The 14,743-nt window shown below is 71.9% G+C and carries 10 protein-coding genes and 2 pseudogenes; 5 read left to right on the top strand and 7 right to left on the bottom strand.

What is annotated here, in order from left to right:
* Nucleotides 1-84: 84 nt before the first annotated feature.
* The 3 genes from ABT300_RS33500 to ABT300_RS33490 form a co-directional block, all read right to left on the bottom strand.
* Nucleotides 85-219: a hypothetical protein gene (locus tag ABT300_RS33500; protein WP_351683818.1), complete on the bottom strand. Its 135-nt coding sequence runs from the start codon at nucleotides 217-219 to the stop codon at nucleotides 85-87.
* 426 nt (nucleotides 220-645) lie between these two features.
* Complete coding sequence (locus tag ABT300_RS33495) at nucleotides 646-3,846, bottom strand: tetratricopeptide repeat protein (protein ID WP_351683815.1); 3,201 nt, start codon at nucleotides 3,844-3,846, stop codon at nucleotides 646-648.
* Between the two features lie 189 nt (nucleotides 3,847-4,035).
* Entirely contained in the window at nucleotides 4,036-4,533 is a 498-nt protein-coding gene (locus ABT300_RS33490; RefSeq protein WP_351683813.1) for a Uma2 family endonuclease, read from the bottom strand.
* 231 nt (nucleotides 4,534-4,764) lie between these two features.
* Between ABT300_RS33490 and ABT300_RS33485 the strand changes: the two genes are divergently transcribed.
* A complete protein-coding gene (locus ABT300_RS33485; protein WP_351683810.1) occupies nucleotides 4,765-6,813 on the top strand; it encodes a thioredoxin domain-containing protein in 2,049 nt (682 codons plus the stop codon).
* A 69-nt stretch (nucleotides 6,814-6,882) separates the two neighbouring features.
* On the opposite strand, the gene ABT300_RS33480 is transcribed toward ABT300_RS33485, so the two are convergent.
* From ABT300_RS33480 to trhA, 4 genes and pseudogenes are all read right to left on the bottom strand, one after another.
* On the bottom strand, nucleotides 6,883-7,608 hold the full coding sequence (locus ABT300_RS33480) for a Mut7-C RNAse domain-containing protein (RefSeq protein ID WP_351683807.1): 726 nt from the start codon (nucleotides 7,606-7,608) through the stop codon (nucleotides 6,883-6,885).
* 33 nt (nucleotides 7,609-7,641) lie between these two features.
* Complete coding sequence (locus tag ABT300_RS33475) at nucleotides 7,642-8,367, bottom strand: TetR/AcrR family transcriptional regulator (RefSeq protein WP_502978050.1); 726 nt, start codon at nucleotides 8,365-8,367, stop codon at nucleotides 7,642-7,644.
* A gap of 5 nt (nucleotides 8,368-8,372) precedes the next feature.
* Nucleotides 8,373-9,429: pseudogene (locus ABT300_RS33470) on the bottom strand (MFS transporter); the annotation flags it as partial.
* A 1-nt stretch (nucleotide 9,430) separates the two neighbouring features.
* The gene (gene trhA / locus ABT300_RS33465; RefSeq protein ID WP_351683802.1) at nucleotides 9,431-10,144 is read right to left on the bottom strand and encodes a PAQR family membrane homeostasis protein TrhA; all 714 of its coding nucleotides are present in this window, start codon (nucleotides 10,142-10,144) and stop codon (nucleotides 9,431-9,433) included.
* Between the two features lie 315 nt (nucleotides 10,145-10,459).
* On the opposite strand from trhA, the gene ABT300_RS33460 reads away from it, so the two are divergent.
* The 4 genes and pseudogenes from ABT300_RS33460 to ABT300_RS33445 all read left to right on the top strand — a co-directional run.
* Nucleotides 10,460-12,283, top strand: coding sequence for a phosphoenolpyruvate carboxykinase (GTP) (locus ABT300_RS33460; RefSeq protein WP_351683800.1), 1,824 nt, complete (start codon nucleotides 10,460-10,462; stop codon nucleotides 12,281-12,283).
* Between the two features lie 240 nt (nucleotides 12,284-12,523).
* Nucleotides 12,524-13,471, top strand: coding sequence for a glucose-1-phosphate thymidylyltransferase RfbA (rfbA, locus tag ABT300_RS33455; RefSeq protein WP_351683797.1), 948 nt, complete (start codon nucleotides 12,524-12,526; stop codon nucleotides 13,469-13,471).
* Nucleotides 13,468-14,067 carry a dTDP-4-dehydrorhamnose 3,5-epimerase family protein gene (locus ABT300_RS33450; RefSeq protein ID WP_351683796.1) on the top strand — a complete coding sequence of 200 codons (600 nt, stop codon included), beginning with the start codon at nucleotides 13,468-13,470 and terminating at the stop codon, nucleotides 14,065-14,067. The genes rfbA and ABT300_RS33450 overlap by 4 nt, the downstream gene beginning before the upstream one ends.
* Before the next feature lie 256 nt (nucleotides 14,068-14,323).
* A pseudogene (locus ABT300_RS33445) lies at nucleotides 14,324-14,743 on the top strand (hypothetical protein); the annotation flags it as partial.

Raw genomic sequence — 14,743 nt, 5'->3', positions numbered from 1 at the left:
TTAATCATCCGGCCCCCACCTATATCAACACACCTCGCACAACACTCTTACCCCACCCCCCCCTATTCCGATCTCAATGGCCGACTAAAAGGAGTCGGGCGCGGAGCGCACCGCCGCCGGCACGTCGGCGGACGCCCCGCGGGAGACCCCGGCGAACACGACGACGGGGAAGCCCTCCTCGGCGACGTGAGGCTGCCGCGCCCGGCCGAACGCGGACACCGGGCCCACGCGGGCGCGGACGCCCGGCCCGAGGCAGGGGCCGGAGCCGGATAACCGGCTCCCGCCCGAGAACCGAGGCCCGAGTGGCGCCGATGGCCTGTGGCTCGTGTGTGGCCCGGCCCGGGGCCTGGACGCTGCCCGGGGCGGGGCCCGAGGCCCGATGTCCGAGCGGGGCCCGTGGCCCGAGCGCGGCCCGGGGCCCGGGGCGGGGCCCGAGGCCTGTGGCCCGAGTGGCGCCGATGGCCTGTGGCTCGTGTGTGGCCTCGCCCGGGGCCTGAACGCGGTCCGGGGCCCGAGCGTCGCCCGAGGCCTGGGCCTGAACGCGGCCCGATTCCCGGGGCGGCTTGCGGCCCGGGGTCCGGGCGTGGCCTGGGGTTTGTCTGGGCGAGGTGGGCGGGGGTCCGGGGTGGTGAGCCGGGCCGGGGGTCAGCTTGTGCCGACGTCGACGCCCATGACCTCGCGGCCGTGCCTGTCCGGCACCAGTCCCAGGCGCCAGGCCTGCCAGCCCGACTCCAGGCGCACGCCGCGTTCCAGCAGCACGCCGTACGCGTCCAGGCATTCGGTCAGCCGGTCGTCGCGCAGCGGATGGTGCGCCCGCCGCAGCTCCGCCAGGTCCTCCTGCGCCACCGCCGTGCCCACCTCCACGCCGCCCGGCGCCGCGTACGGCAGGAGCGTGCAGCGCAGGAAGCGGGCCCAGTCCTCGCCGCGCCGGTCGCCGTAGGACGCGAACAGCGCCGCCGCCTCCTCGCACAGCGCGAGGGCCGCCTGGGTACGGGCGTTGCCCGCGTCCACGATCGCCAGCTCGACGCACGTCCAGGCCTCGCCGTGGGCGACGCCGATGCGCTGGAAGTCGGCGCGGGCGTCGACCAGCAGCTGCCGGGCGAAGCCCGAGTTGCGCAGCGAACCGGTCTGGGCGGCGCGCTGGTCCCGGGTCACCCGCGCCGAGTGGTGCCGGGCGCAGGCCAGTCCGTACACGTCCCGCATACGGGAGAAGAAGGTGCGGGAGCGTTCCAGTTCGCGGACCGCCTGGTCGAGATCGCCCGTCTCCTCCAGGGCGAGGCCCAGGTAGTACACCGTCCACGCCTCGCCGCGCGCGTCCTCGTTGTCCCGGTGCCGGGCCGACGCCCGGCGCAGGTCCTCCGCGGCCGGCCCCGGATCGCCGTCGATCAGCCGGGCCCGCGCCAGCTGGGTCATCGCCCACGCCTCGCCGCGGGCGTCGCGGGTGCGACCGTAGAGGTCCAGGGCCTGCCGCAGCTCCGACTCGGCCTGCGGCACATCGCCCCGCCGCAGATGCAGCTGCCCCAGCTGGAAGTGCGCCCACGCCTCACCGTGCACGGAGCCGCCCTCGCGGTGCAGCAGCAGCGAACGGGTCAGCAGGTCCAGTGCCTCGGCGAGGTGGGCCCGGTCCCGTTCCACCGCCGCCAGCGCGTGCATCGTCCAGGCGCGGTCGGTGGCCAGCTCGGGCGCCGCCTGCAGGGCCATCGCCTCCCGCAGTTTCGCCGACGCCTCGGTGAGCTGGCCCTGGTGGTGCAGGGTGATGCCCAGCGAGCACAGCGCCCGTGCCGCCCCCGCGTCATGGTGGGCCTGCAGATACAGGTCGACGACCGAACTGAGCGTGGTGCGCGCCTTGTCGAGCTCGCCCAGCTGGCGGGCGGCGATGCCGGTGCGCCACTGCACGGACCTGACCAGCAGATCCTGGCCGACCGACTGCGCCAGCTCGCTGATCTCGCCGAGCCGGTAGAGGTCGCCGCGCAGCAGGCAGTAGTCGCACAGCGCGCCCAGCAGACTCATCACCGCGTTCTGGTCGACGCCCTCCGCGTGCCGCAGCGTCGCCGTGATGAAGCTCGACTCGTCGTCCAGCCAGCGCAGCGCCTCGTCCAGCGAGGTGAAGCCGTGCGGGGTGAACCGGTCGGAGCGGGTCGACATGTTGCCGTCGACCAGCCGCAGCACGGAGTCGGCGAGCTCCGCGTAGCTGACCAGCAGCCGCTCCTGCGCCGCCGAACGCTCGGCGGGGTCCTCCTCGTCCAGCAGCCGGGCCTGCGCGAAACCGCGGACCAGGTCGTGCAGACGGTAGCGGTCGCCGCGGACCCGGTCGACGAGACCCGCGTCGGCGAGGGCCGCGAGAAGACGGGCCGCCTCCGGGCGGTCCGTCGCGAGCAGCGCGGCGGCCGCGGCCGTCCCCAGCGAGGCCCGTCCGGCCAGCGCCAGCCGGCGCAGCAGCCGGCGGGTCGTCTCCGGCTGGTCGGTGTAACGCAGCCACAGTGCGCGCTCCACCGGCTCCACCGGACCGTACGCCGCGAGATCCGCCGCGAGGGCGCGCGGCGAGCGCGGACCCAGCGAGGAGCCGACGATGCGCAGCGCGAGCGGCAGCCCGCCGCACAGCCCGGTGATCAGGTCCGCGGACTCGGCGTCGTACGGACCCGAGGCGTCCTGCGCCGCCGCGCCCAGCAGTTCCTCCGCGCCCGCCGCCTCCAGCGGACGGACCGCCAGTTCGTGCACCCACGCCGACAGTTCGGCCGGCAGGGCGAGCGCCGTCCGGGCCGTCACGAGGACCAGACTGTCGGAACGCTCCGGGACGAGCGCGCGGACCTGCTCGACGTCCGAGGCGTCGTCCAGGATCACCGCCACCGGCAGGCCGGTCAGATGCTGCTGGTACAGCTCGCTCAGCCGCTTCAGCTGCTGCTCCGCCGAGGAACGCTCACGGAAGAGAAGCTGCTCGCGCGGCGCGCCCAGCCGGTTCAGCAGATGCAGCAGGGCGTCCCGGGTGGGCAGCGGGTTCTCGCCCGTGCTGTCGCCGCGCAGATCCACCACGCAGGCGCCGCGGAACTGGTCCCGCAGATCGTGCGCCGCCCGCACCGCGAGCACGGTACGGCCGCTGCCCGGGTCGCCGTGCAGCACGACCACGGTGGGACGGGTCTGCGTGCTGGCCCGGGCCGCCTGCACCCACTGCCGGATCTGGGCGAGTTCCGTGCGACGTCCGGCGAACGGACCGACCGGCTCCGGGAGTTGAGCGAACGACTGCTGCAGCACGGTCCGTCCGCGTGCCGCCGCGCTCTTGTCCGCGCCGCGCAGCTGCGGTCCCGTCGCCTTCTTGGCGCCGGTCGTGGCGCTCAGCACCCGCTGCTGGTCCAGGAACGGCCGGATGCCGCGCACCTCCAGCGCCGTGAGCCACTGCAGCCGCAACTGTTCGGCGCCGCCCGGCTGTCCGGCCGCGCCGGCCCGGTGATGCGCGGCCGGCAGATGCGACCCCGCGACCTTCACCACCGTCGCCGCCGCCCCGACGACGCCCACGGTCACCCCGGCGCCGAGCGCCGTGCCCGGGCCCGTGCCCAGCGCGAGGTCGGCGACCGCCGTCGTCAGGGCGGCGACGCCCGCCACCAGCAGCGGAGTCCGGCCGCCCTCGCGTGCGTAGCGCTGTCCGAAGCTGATTCGGGCGGACTCCGACTCCTCCAGAGCACGGGCGTACGCCTCGTACTCCTCGGCGGCGGTCTGCGCCATCGCGTCCAGCGCGCCCCGCGCCCGGGTCAGCAGCGCCTGTCGGTCGGCACGCCCGCCGGACCGCCGCACTTCCTCCTCCACGGCCCGCGCCAACAACCGCTCGGCTTCCGCCCTATGGCCGTCCCGCATGTCCCGTCCCCCTCCGGCGGTACCAGTGGTGCTCGGTCAAGTGTGCGGCGGGCGGCTCCGCGGCGCGAGGGGGCAGGGAGATCGCCGCGACGGCACGGGCGCCGACCGGAACGTCCTGATGAGTCCGCGAAGCACCGTGAGTCAGGCGCGGACGGTCAAGCGTCGATGGCGGGGCGGCGTCTCGGCGCCTTACAAGACCCCAAGATCGACCGTGATGGGGAAAGGCGCCGTGGCCTTCACGGCGCCGGTGAACATCTCGCCGTCCCGATAGGCCCCGGTGGCGGGATCGAGAACGTGGGTATAGATGATCGGGACCCCGGTGGCAGCCTGCTCAACCCGCCAGTAGAAGGGGATACCGGCCTTGGCGTACTGGTCCACCTTCACGATCCGGTCAGTGGTTTCCGACCCGGGCGACACGATCTCGGCGACCAGGAGTACGTGCTCGGGGCGGGTGGGCGTGAGGTCGATGGTCTCCACCCGGTAGACGGTGACGTCCGGGCGGCGGTTGGTGAGCGGAACGTCCTGTAGGCGGACGTCGAAGCCTGTGTCCGCGTTCCAGTCCGGGCTCACGACGACCATCCCGTCCACGATCTCGATGCCGGCGCACTGCTCCTCGGACCAGGAGTCGTACTGTTCCGCGCTGATCTGCGTGTGCATCCACGCGGGCGCCACCATCTCGGCGGTCATGGTGTACCTCCTTCGAGGGGCCTCGGCAGGCCGGCGCTGCTGCGCCCAGCCTACTGTTTTGAGGTGCCGGCCGGCCCGACGCCTCGGAGGAACGCCGAGGGAAGTCCGACCCCGTCTTCGAGGGCAAGGCGCCACCCGCCACGTGATGGCCCATACGTGCAATTCGGCCAAGCCAGGCGGGTCCGTGAGGGTTTCGTCGGTCGTGCCAGCCGTTGTGAGAGGCTGGGCTGCATGAACCGGTTGGCTGGTGTGACCTCGCCTTATCTGCTTCAGCACGCTGACAATCCGGTCGACTGGTGGCCTTGGGAGCCGGAAGCTTTCGAGGAAGCGCGACGGCGCAACGTACCCGTTCTGCTGTCGGTTGGATACTCTGCGTGTCATTGGTGCCATGTGATGGCGCACGAGTCCTTCGAGGACCAGGAGACCGCCGACCGCCTCAACGACTGCTTCGTCAACATCAAGGTCGATCGGGAAGAGCGTCCCGACGTCGACGCCGTGTACATGGAAGCGGTGCAGGCGGCGACCGGGCAGGGCGGGTGGCCGATGACCGTGTTCCTGACGCCCGAGGCCGAGCCGTTCTACTTTGGCACGTACTTCCCGCCCACGCCCCGGCACGGCATGCCCTCCTTCCGGCAGGTGCTGGAGGGGGTGCACCAGGCGTGGACGGAGCGGCCGGACGAGGTCGCCGAGGTCGCCGGGAAGATCGTGCGGGATCTCGCCGGACGGGAGATCTCCTACGGGGACAGCAGCGCCCCCGGCGAGCAGGAGTTGTCGCAGGCGCTGCTCGGGCTGACCCGGGAGTACGACGCGCAGCGCGGCGGCTTCGGCGGCGCGCCGAAGTTCCCGCCGTCGATGGTGCTCGAGTTCCTGCTGCGGCATGCCGCGCGGACCGGCGCCGAGGGCGCGTTGCAGATGGCGCAGGACACCTGTGAGCGGATGGCGCGCGGTGGGATCTACGACCAGCTGGGCGGCGGGTTCGCCCGGTACTCCGTCGACCGTGACTGGGTGGTGCCGCACTTCGAGAAGATGCTCTACGACAACGCCCTGCTGTGCCGCGTCTACGCCCATCTCTGGCGGGCCACCGGGAGCGAGCTGGCCCGTCGGGTCGCACTGGAGACCGCCGACTTCATGGTGCGTGAACTGCGCACCGCCGAGGGCGGGTTCGCCTCGGCGCTCGACGCCGACAGCGACGACGGCGAAGGCAACCACGTCGAGGGCGCGTACTACGTGTGGACGCCCGGTCAGCTCGCGGCGGCGCTCGGCCCGCAGGACGCCGAACTCGCCGCCCGCTGTTTCGGCGTGACCGAGGACGGCACTTTCGAGAACGGCGCCTCCGTGCTGCAACTGCCGCAGCAGGAAGTCGTGTTCGACGCGGAGAGGATCGCCGGCGTGAAGGAGCGGCTGCTGCGTGAACGGGCGCTGCGTCCGGCGCCCGGCCGGGACGACAAGGTCGTCGCCGCGTGGAACGGGCTCGCGATCGCCGCGCTCGCCGAGACCGGCGCCTACTTCGACCGTCCGGACCTGGTGGACGCGGCTGTCGCCGCCGCCGACCTCCTCGTCCGGCTGCACCTGGACGACCAGGCGCGGCTGTCGCGGACCAGCAAGGACGGTCAGGCCGGGGCCAACGCGGGCGTCCTGGAGGACTACGCCGACGTGGCCGAGGGGTTCCTCGCGCTGGCCTCGGTCACCGGGGAGGGCGTCTGGCTGGAGTTCGCCGGGTTCCTGCTCGACCACGTCCTCGCCCGGTTCGCCGACCCCGAGTCCGGTGCGCTGTTCGACACCGCCTCCGACGCCGAGCAGCTCATCCGGCGTCCGCAGGACCCGACCGACAACGCCGTGCCCTCCGGCTGGACCGCGGCGGCCGGCGCGCTGCTGGGTTACGCGGCCCACACCGGTTCCGAGCCGCACCGCACGGCGGCGGAGCGGGCGTTGGGCGTGGTGAAGGCGCTCGGGCCGCGGGTGCCCCGGTTCATCGGGTGGGGGCTGGCCGTGGCCGAGGCGCTGCTCGACGGCCCGCGCGAGGTCGCCGTCGTCGGCGCCGGCACGGACGACCCGGCGTCGAGGGCCCTGCACCGCACGGCGCTGCTGGGCAACGCCCCGGGCGCGGTCGTCGCCTTCGGCGTCCCCGGCGGCGACGAGTTCCCGCTGCTGGCCGACCGCCCGCTGCGCGGCGGCGCGCCGACCGCGTACGTCTGCCGCGACTTCACCTGCGACGCCCCCACCACCGACCCGGACCGCCTGCGCGCCGCCCTGGGCGGCCGGGAGCAGCCGACGGGATAGGGGCCGGCGCCGGCAGGGCGCGGTCGGCGGGGCGGGAGGGCGGCGCGCCCGGACGACGACGGCGGCGGGTCAGCCGGGGAATTCGGCGAGGGCGCGTTCCACGATGGCCTCGAGCTGGTCGTGGTGCGCGCCCTTCCAGTACGCGCGTCCGCAGGAGCGGCACTGGGCGAAGACGTCGTAGTTCTGCTGGGTGCCGTGTTCCAGCTGCTCGGCGACCTCGTCCTTGGTGGCCTGGCGCAGCTCGCCGTTGCAGGCGGTGCACCTGGTCCAGGGGCGCAGGGCGGGGGCGAACCGGTCGAGGACGTCGCGCAGTTGCTCGGCGGGGTCGGTGCTGTACACGTAGGCGCCCGCCCACAGTTCGCGTCGGCGCAGCAGGCCCCGGTCGCGGCTGAGCATGACGCGCTGTTCGGCGGCCGAGCGGGTGGCGAGCGCGGGGTCGCCGATGTCGGTCGACTCGTACGCCGTGTCCACGCCGAGCAGGCGCATCCGGCGGGCGAGGGTGCCGAGGTGGACGTCCAGGAGGAAGCGCAGCGGGGCGCCGGGGACGCGTTGGGGGCGGGTGACCGGGCGGACGGCGACGGACTCGCCGTCGGCGGGGATGTGCGAGACCGGCGCCTCGCGGCCGTCGACGACGAGGGCGCCCACCTCGGTGAGGGGCACCCCGAGGGACTCGATGACATGGCCGAGCGTCGACACGCCGTCGACGGCGAGTGCGGTGGCGCCGGCGCGCCGGGCGTGCGGGACGAACAGGGCCAGCTCGGGGGCGACTTCGACGCGGATCTCGGGTGCGTTCACCCGGTCAGGATGGCATGGGGGAGGGGCGGGGGCTCAGGGGTTTTCCCTGGCCGGGGCCTGTTCCTCGCGGCCTTCCCGGCGGCTTTCCCGATCCTGTTCGCCGTCGTGTTCGCGGTCGTGTCCCATGCCGTGTTCGCGGTCGTGTTCCAGGCCGTGGGCGAGGACGTCCAGGGCACGGTCGAGGAGGGCGGGGAAGTCGCCCCGGTGGCCGTTCTCCGCCCAGTACATGGACGCCTCCATCAGGCCTCCGATGAGCGACATCGCGTGGACGCGGACTTCCAGGCTCTCGGGGTCGAGGCCGGTGCGCTCGGCGATCGCGACGCAGAGCAGTCGGCCGGTGACCGACATGCTCTCCATCATCCGCGAGCGCACCGCCGGAGCCTGCACCAGCAGGTCGGTGCGCAGTCTCGCCACCTCGACGTCGTCCTCGACGCCCGTGCGGGCGGCCGCCAGCATCACCTGACGGATGGACTCCGTCCACGGCTCGTCCGCCGGACGGACGCGCAGTTCCTCCAGCAGGACCTGGTCGTACTCGTCGGTGAGGACGATGTCCTCCTTGGTCGGGAAGTAGCGGAAGACGGTCGACGGCGACACCTCGGCCCGCTCGGCGATCTGGTCGATCGTCGTGGCGTCGTACCCCTGTTCGCGGATGAGCGCGTAGGTCGCGGTGCGGATGGCCTCGCGGGTCTTGATCTTCTTGCGCTCACGCAGACCGAGTCGGGGGCGGTCGGCGGGGGAGCTGGTGCGTGCGGCCGTCATGGGCCTCATTGTCGGGCATCGCTCCGGGGCGCGACCACGTCGGGACCGCCGTCGCCGGGACCGCCGCCGAGGCCGGCGTCGCGAGGATCGGCGTCCTGCGCAGCCGGGTCCTGGACGCGCCCGCTTCCCGGCAGGAACGCCGCCGCCGGCAGCGCGGAGGCCAGTGCGGCGGCCGCGCAGACCAGCAGGACCACTCCCATGCCGTGGACGTAGGCGTCGTCGGCGGAGCCGGCGAGAGCGGTCAGGTGGGTGCGCTCGGCGATCAGGTGAGCGGCGACGACCGAGTCCCCGGCGGTGTCGGCGGCCCCGGCGGGCAGCCCGGTGACGTCCAGGCGGTCGCGGAAGGTCCCGGCGAGCAGGCTGCCGAGCAGGGCGATGCCGACGGCGCCGCCGACCTGGCGCAGGGTCATCAGCAGGCCGGAGCCTCCCCCTCTGCCCGAAAGGCGTGGGGGGACCCCCAGCCGGCGCGGTCCGCGGGCAGGGTGCTCAGGGCGCCGGCCATGGCGGGCACGACGGAGAAGCCGAAGCCGACGCCGGCGACCGACAGCCACAGCGCGGTGAAGCCGTACCCGGAGTCGGCCGTCGTGCGGCTGCCCAGCAGCGCGGCGAAGGCCAGCACCGTCAGGCCCGCGCTGACCACGGCACGCGCGCCGAACCGGGCGACGACCGGCTGTGCGGCCCGTGCGGCGACCACCAGCCCGCCCATCATCGGCAGCAGCCGCACCCCGGTGCCCAGGGCGTCGTTGCCGAGGACGGCCTGGAGGTACGGCGGCAGGACGAACAGCAGGCCGGAGAGCACGAACATGACGAGGGTCGCGGCGAGGGTGTTGAAGAGGAATCCGCGCTGGGCGAGCAGCCCCATGTCGAGCATGGGCCGCGGCGACCGCCGCTCGCGCAGCACCAGCGCGGCGAGCAGGGCGACGGCCGCGCCGAGCACGGTGAGGACGAGGGGGTCGCCCAGCCGCGGCCCGGCGCCTCGATGATCGCGTAGACGAGCGCGCCGAGGCCGCCCGCGGTGAACGCGGTGGAGGCGGCGTCCACCACGGGGGGTGTGCGGGGGCGGTCAGCCGTGCTGGTAGGCCACCAGGGAGATGCCGACGTAGTGCACGACGAACGCGGCGAGGGTGAGGGAGTGGAACACCTCGTGGAAGCCGAACCAGCGCGGTGACGGGTTGGGGCGCTTGATGCCGTAGATCACGCCGCCCGCGCTGTAGAGGAGTCCGCCGACGATGACCAGGACCAGGACCGCGATGCCGCCCGTGCGCATGAAGTCGGGCAGGAAGAACACGGCCGCCCAGCCCATCGCGATGTAGCAGGGGGTGTAGAGCCAGCGGGGGGCGCCGACCCAGAAGACCCGGAAGGCGATCCCGGCGAGCGCGGCGGCCCAGATGCTCCACAGCAGCCAGCGCCCCTTGCTCTCCGGCAGGAGCAGCATCGTGAGCGGCGTGTAGGTGCCCGCGATGATCAGGAAGATGTTCGCGTGGTCGAGTCTGCGCAGCACGCCGTCCATCCGCGGGCTCCAGTCGCCCCGGTGGTAGAGGGCGCTGACCCCGAACAGCAGGCAGGCCGTCAGGGCGAAGATCCCGCAGGCGACGCGACCGCGGGTCGAGTCCGCCAGGGCGGTGAGAACCAGTCCGGAGACGAGGGCTGCCGGGAACATGCCGAGGTGCAGCCAACCGCGGAGCTTGGGCTTGATCTCTTCCGACAGGGAGTGCGCGACGGATGCGGCGGCAGCGGCCGGCGAGTCCGTGGGCGCGTCGGGCGCGGACGCAGTCATGGGTGAATCGTACCTACGCAACCGTAAGTTACGCGTCAGTACGCCGTGACCGGAGGCCAAGAGTGGCCATCGTCTCATGAGTCCCGGGTCAACGGTCGACCGCGTGAACGTCACGGAAACGCAAAGCGGCGTCCGTACACGTGGCCATCCTCACTCCGCTCACCTGTGCGGCCCTCTGGACAGATGGGCATCGTAGTCGGATGATCAAATGAGTGCGGTCGACACCGGATGAGCGCCAGGGTCCCTGACCGTGAAGCATCCGGGTCGCAGCCCCCACGGGGCCTCCAACAAAAAATCCCTCTTTTAGGAGCAATCGTGGCGCGCGACATCGCGGCTCCCCCCGTCATTCCCACCCAGCACCAGGAACTCGTCTCCTGGGTGAACGAGATCGCCGAACTGACGCAGCCGGACAACGTGGTCTGGTGTGACGGATCCGAGGCCGAGTACGAGCGCCTGTGCGAGGAGCTCGTCGAGCAGGGCACGTTCCGCAAACTCGACCCGATCAAGCGCCCGAACTCCTACTACGCGGCCTCCGACCCGACCGATGTCGCCCGGGTCGAGGACCGCACCTTCATCTGCTCCGAGAAGGAGGAGGACGCAGGCCCCACGAACCACTGGAAGGCCCCCGCCGAGATGCGGGAGATCTTCTCCGGTGAGAAGGGCCTGTTCCGCGGCTCGATGCGGGGCCGCACGATGTACGTCGTCCCCTTCTGCATGGGCCCGCTCGGCTCGCCGCTGTCCGCGATCGGCGTGGAGATCACCGACTCCGCCTACGTCGCCGTGTCCATGCGCACCATGACCCGCATGGGACAGCCGGTCCTGGACGAGCTCGGCTCCGACGGCTTCTTCGTGCGTGCCGTGCACACGCTCGGAGCGCCGCTGGCAGAGGGCGAGACCGACGTGCCGTGGCCGTGCAACTCGACCAAGTACATCTCGCACTTCCCCGAGAGCCGCGAGATCTGGTCCTACGGCTCCGGCTACGGCGGCAACGCGCTGCTCGGCAAGAAGTGCTACGCGCTGCGCATCGCCTCCGTCATGGCCCGCGACGAGGGCTGGCTGGCCGAGCACATGCTGATCCTCAAACTCACGCCGCCGCAGGGCGAGTCGAAGTACGTCGCCGCCGCCTTCCCGAGCGCCTGCGGCAAGACCAACCTCGCCATGCTGGAGCCCACGGTCTCCGGCTGGACGGTCGAGACGATCGGCGACGACATCGCCTGGATGCGCTTCGGCGAGGACGGCCGGCTGTACGCCATCAACCCCGAGGCCGGCTTCTTCGGCGTCGCGCCCGGCACCGGCGAGCACACCAACGCCAACGCGATGAAGACGCTGTGGGGCAACTCGGTCTTCACCAACGTCGCCCTCACCGACGACGGCGACGTCTGGTGGGAGGGCATGACGGAGGAGACCCCGGCGCACCTCACCGACTGGAAGGGCAACGACTGGACCCCCGAGTCCGACGTCCCGGCCGCCCACCCCAACGCCCGTTTCACCACGCCCGCCGCGCAGTGTCCGATCATCGCGCCGGAGTGGGAGGACCCTAAGGGCGTGCCGATCTCGGCGATCCTCTTCGGAGGCCGCCGCGCGAGCGCGGTCCCGCTGGTGACCGAGTCCTTCGACTGGAACCACGGCGTCTTCCTCGGCGCGAACGTGGCGAGCGAGAAGACGGCCGCCGCCGAGGGCAAGGTCGGCGAGCTGCGCCGGGACCCGTTCGCCATGCTGCCGTTCTGCGGCTACAACATGGGCGACTACATGGGCCACTGGGTCGACGTCGCCAAGGGCAAGGACCAGGCGAAACTCCCGAGGATCTACTACGTCAACTGGTTCCGCAAGAACGACGAGGGGCAGTTCGTCTGGCCCGGCTTCGGCGAGAACAGCCGCGTCCTGAAGTGGATCGTGGAGCGTCTGGACGGCCACGCCGAGGGCGTCGAGACCCCGATCGGCATCCTGCCGACGAAGGAGGCACTCGACACCAAGGGCCTCGAACTCGACGACGAGGACCTCGAATTCCTCCTCACCGTCGACAAGGAGATCTGGCGCGAGGAGGCCGCCCTGGTCCCCGAGCACCTCAACACCTTCGGCGACCACACCCCGAAGGAACTGTGGGACGAGTACCGCGCGCTGGTGAAGCGCCTGGGCTGACCCACCGACGACTCCGCGGCCGGTATTGGGGATGCCCTGACCAGCGATCGTCACGACCGGCCGCGGTGCTGCACCCGACACCCCCACGACAGGCCCGCGCCTGTCGTGGGGGTGCGGTGTCGTTCGGGGCCGGCGCCGTTCGGGTGCGATGTCGTGGGAGCGGCCGTATTCGACGGCCGGTATACACGCCATACGCAGTGAAAAACCGGTATTCATGTCCGGTCCGCCTATGGTGATGCCGTGCGCGGAATCCTGTTGGCCGGAGGCACCGGCTCGCGACTTTGGCCGTTGACCCGCTCGGTGTCGAAGCAACTGCTGCCGGTCTTCGACAAACCCATGATTTACTACCCGCTTTCCACGCTCGTCATGGCCGGCGTCCGGGACATTCTCATCATCACCACTCCCGAAGACCAGGGTCAGTTCAGCCGGTTGCTCGGCGACGGCGGCGAACTGGGTCTGCGGCTGCAATACGCGGAACAGAAACGCCCGGAAGGCATCGCCCAGGCTTTCCTGCTGGCAGCCGACTTCATCGGCGGCGAATCCGTCGCCCTGATTCTGGGCGACAACATCTTTCACGGCAGCGGTCTCGGCACCCGGCTGGCTCTGCAGAGCGATCTGCGGGGCGGCCGGGTATTCGCCTACCAGGTCGCCAATCCCTCGGCGTACGGCGTCGTGGAATTCGACGACAAGGGCAGGGCGGTGTCCATCGAGGAGAAACCGGCCCGGCCGAGGTCCCGGTACGCCGTGCCCGGACTGTACTTCTACGACGACCGTGCCGTGGACATCGCCCGTGGCCTGCGGCCCAGCGCGCGGGGCGAGTTGGAGATCACCGACCTCAACCGCGTCTATCTCCGGGCCGGGGAGCTGCATGTCACCCGGCTCGACCGGGGCACCGCGTGGCTCGACACCGGCACCTTCAGCTCCATGGTGCAGGCCTCGGAGTTCGTCCGGGTGATCGAGGAGCGTCAGGGATTCAAGATCGGCTGCCTGGAGGAGGCGGTGTGGCGGGCCGGCCTGGTCGACGACGACCGGCTCCGCGACCTGGCCCGGCCGCTCCTCAAGAGCGGATACGGCCAGTACCTGCTGGGACTGCTGGAGGACGCCCGGCCCGTCGTCGCGCCCGCGTCGGGCGGACGTCCCCGGCGCGACGCGAACGGGCCGACCGTCCGGAAGGAGGCGGTCGCGTGAGACCGCTCGGCATCGAAGGGGCGTGGGTGGACACGCCGACGGTGTTCCCGGACGACCGGGGCCGCTTCCACGAGTGGTTCCGGGCCGACAGGTTCCGGGACGCCGTGGGCCGGGGGCTCCCGCTCGAGCAGGCCAACTGCTCCCGCTCGGTGCGCGGAACGCTGCGCGGCATCCACGGTGCGGCAGTCCCGCCGGGGCAGGCGAAGTACGTCACGTGCGTCAGCGGCGCGGTCCTCGACGTGGTGGTCGACCTCCGTGTCGGCTCCCCCGACTTCGGGACGTGGGAGGCGGTCCGGCTCGACGACACGACGCATCGCAGCGTCTATCTCTCGGAAGGGCTGGGGCACGCCTTCATGGCGCTGGAGGACGATTCCACCGTCGTCTATCTGTGTTCGCGGGGATATGCGCCGCAACGCGAGTTCGGGATTCATCCGCTGGACCCGGCACTGGCGATCGCCTGGCCCGACGACCTCGCGCCGGTCCTTTCGGACAAGGACGCGGCCGCGCCCACGCTGGAACAGGCGGAGCGGCAGGGGCTGCTGCCGTCGTTCGAGGACTGCCTCATGTTTCGCGGAATTCTCGGCAGCGGCGCGTGAGAGAGGCCGCCGTCCGGCGATTTCCACTCTTCCGGCGGAATGGCGGAGCAGCGACAAGGGCATGGATGCCGCTCGGGTGATCCGCGGCCACCATATCGGACAATCATTCATACTTCTTTCACAAAAGGTGAAGAATGTCCTCGTTGTTCGTGACCGTAGGTGAAGTGGCATGCGAGCGGCAGGAGACTCAGCGCGCTTGCTGCCTGATCCCCTCCCTATCGTGAGGAAGGTTCACTTGAACCGTAGAACGATCCGAATGTCGCGCGTGAAATCCGCCACGCTGGTCTCGGTGGGCGCCGTCGCCGTGGCGCTCAGCGTCGTCCCGAGCGCCGTGGCCGTCGCCGACGCGGCGAGCCGACCCGGCGCCGACAGTTCCGTGGTGCGACTGCGTCCGATCGAGCGGCCCTCCGAGGCCATCGCCGACGCGATCCGCAGGGCCGGCGCCGAGGGCCAGGCGACGGTGCGGCCCGAGAGCGCCACGAGGTCCGCCGCAGCCGCAGACAAGGACAAGGACAAGGACAAGCACCACAGCGGCCGTGACCACGCCGGCCCCAGGGGCCCGCGCGGCCCCCAGGGCCATGAGGGCAAGCCGGGCAAGCCGGGCAAGCCGGGCAAGCCCGGAAAGCCCGGAAAGCCGGGGAAGCCCGGTCCGCAGGGACCGCAGGGACCCCAGGGC

Source organism: Streptomyces sp. NPDC001027 (assembly GCF_040299045.1).
Taxonomy (GTDB): Bacteria; Actinomycetota; Actinomycetes; order Streptomycetales; family Streptomycetaceae; genus Streptomyces.
This window is presented reverse-complemented; position numbering and strand designations above follow the sequence as displayed.

Excerpts from the sequence above, each read along its gene's own strand:
- ABT300_RS33485 (WP_351683810.1), top strand. The coding sequence starts at position 4,765 with ATGAACCGGTTGGCTGGTGTGACCTCGCCTTATCTGCTTCAGCACGCT.
- trhA (WP_351683802.1), bottom strand. The coding sequence starts at position 10,144 with ATGACTGCGTCCGCGCCCGACGCGCCCACGGACTCGCCGGCCGCTGCC.
- ABT300_RS33495 (WP_351683815.1), bottom strand. The coding sequence starts at position 3,846 with ATGCGGGACGGCCATAGGGCGGAAGCCGAGCGGTTGTTGGCGCGGGCC.
- ABT300_RS33475 (WP_502978050.1), bottom strand. The coding sequence starts at position 8,367 with ATGACGGCCGCACGCACCAGCTCCCCCGCCGACCGCCCCCGACTCGGT.
- ABT300_RS33490 (WP_351683813.1), bottom strand. The coding sequence starts at position 4,533 with ATGACCGCCGAGATGGTGGCGCCCGCGTGGATGCACACGCAGATCAGC.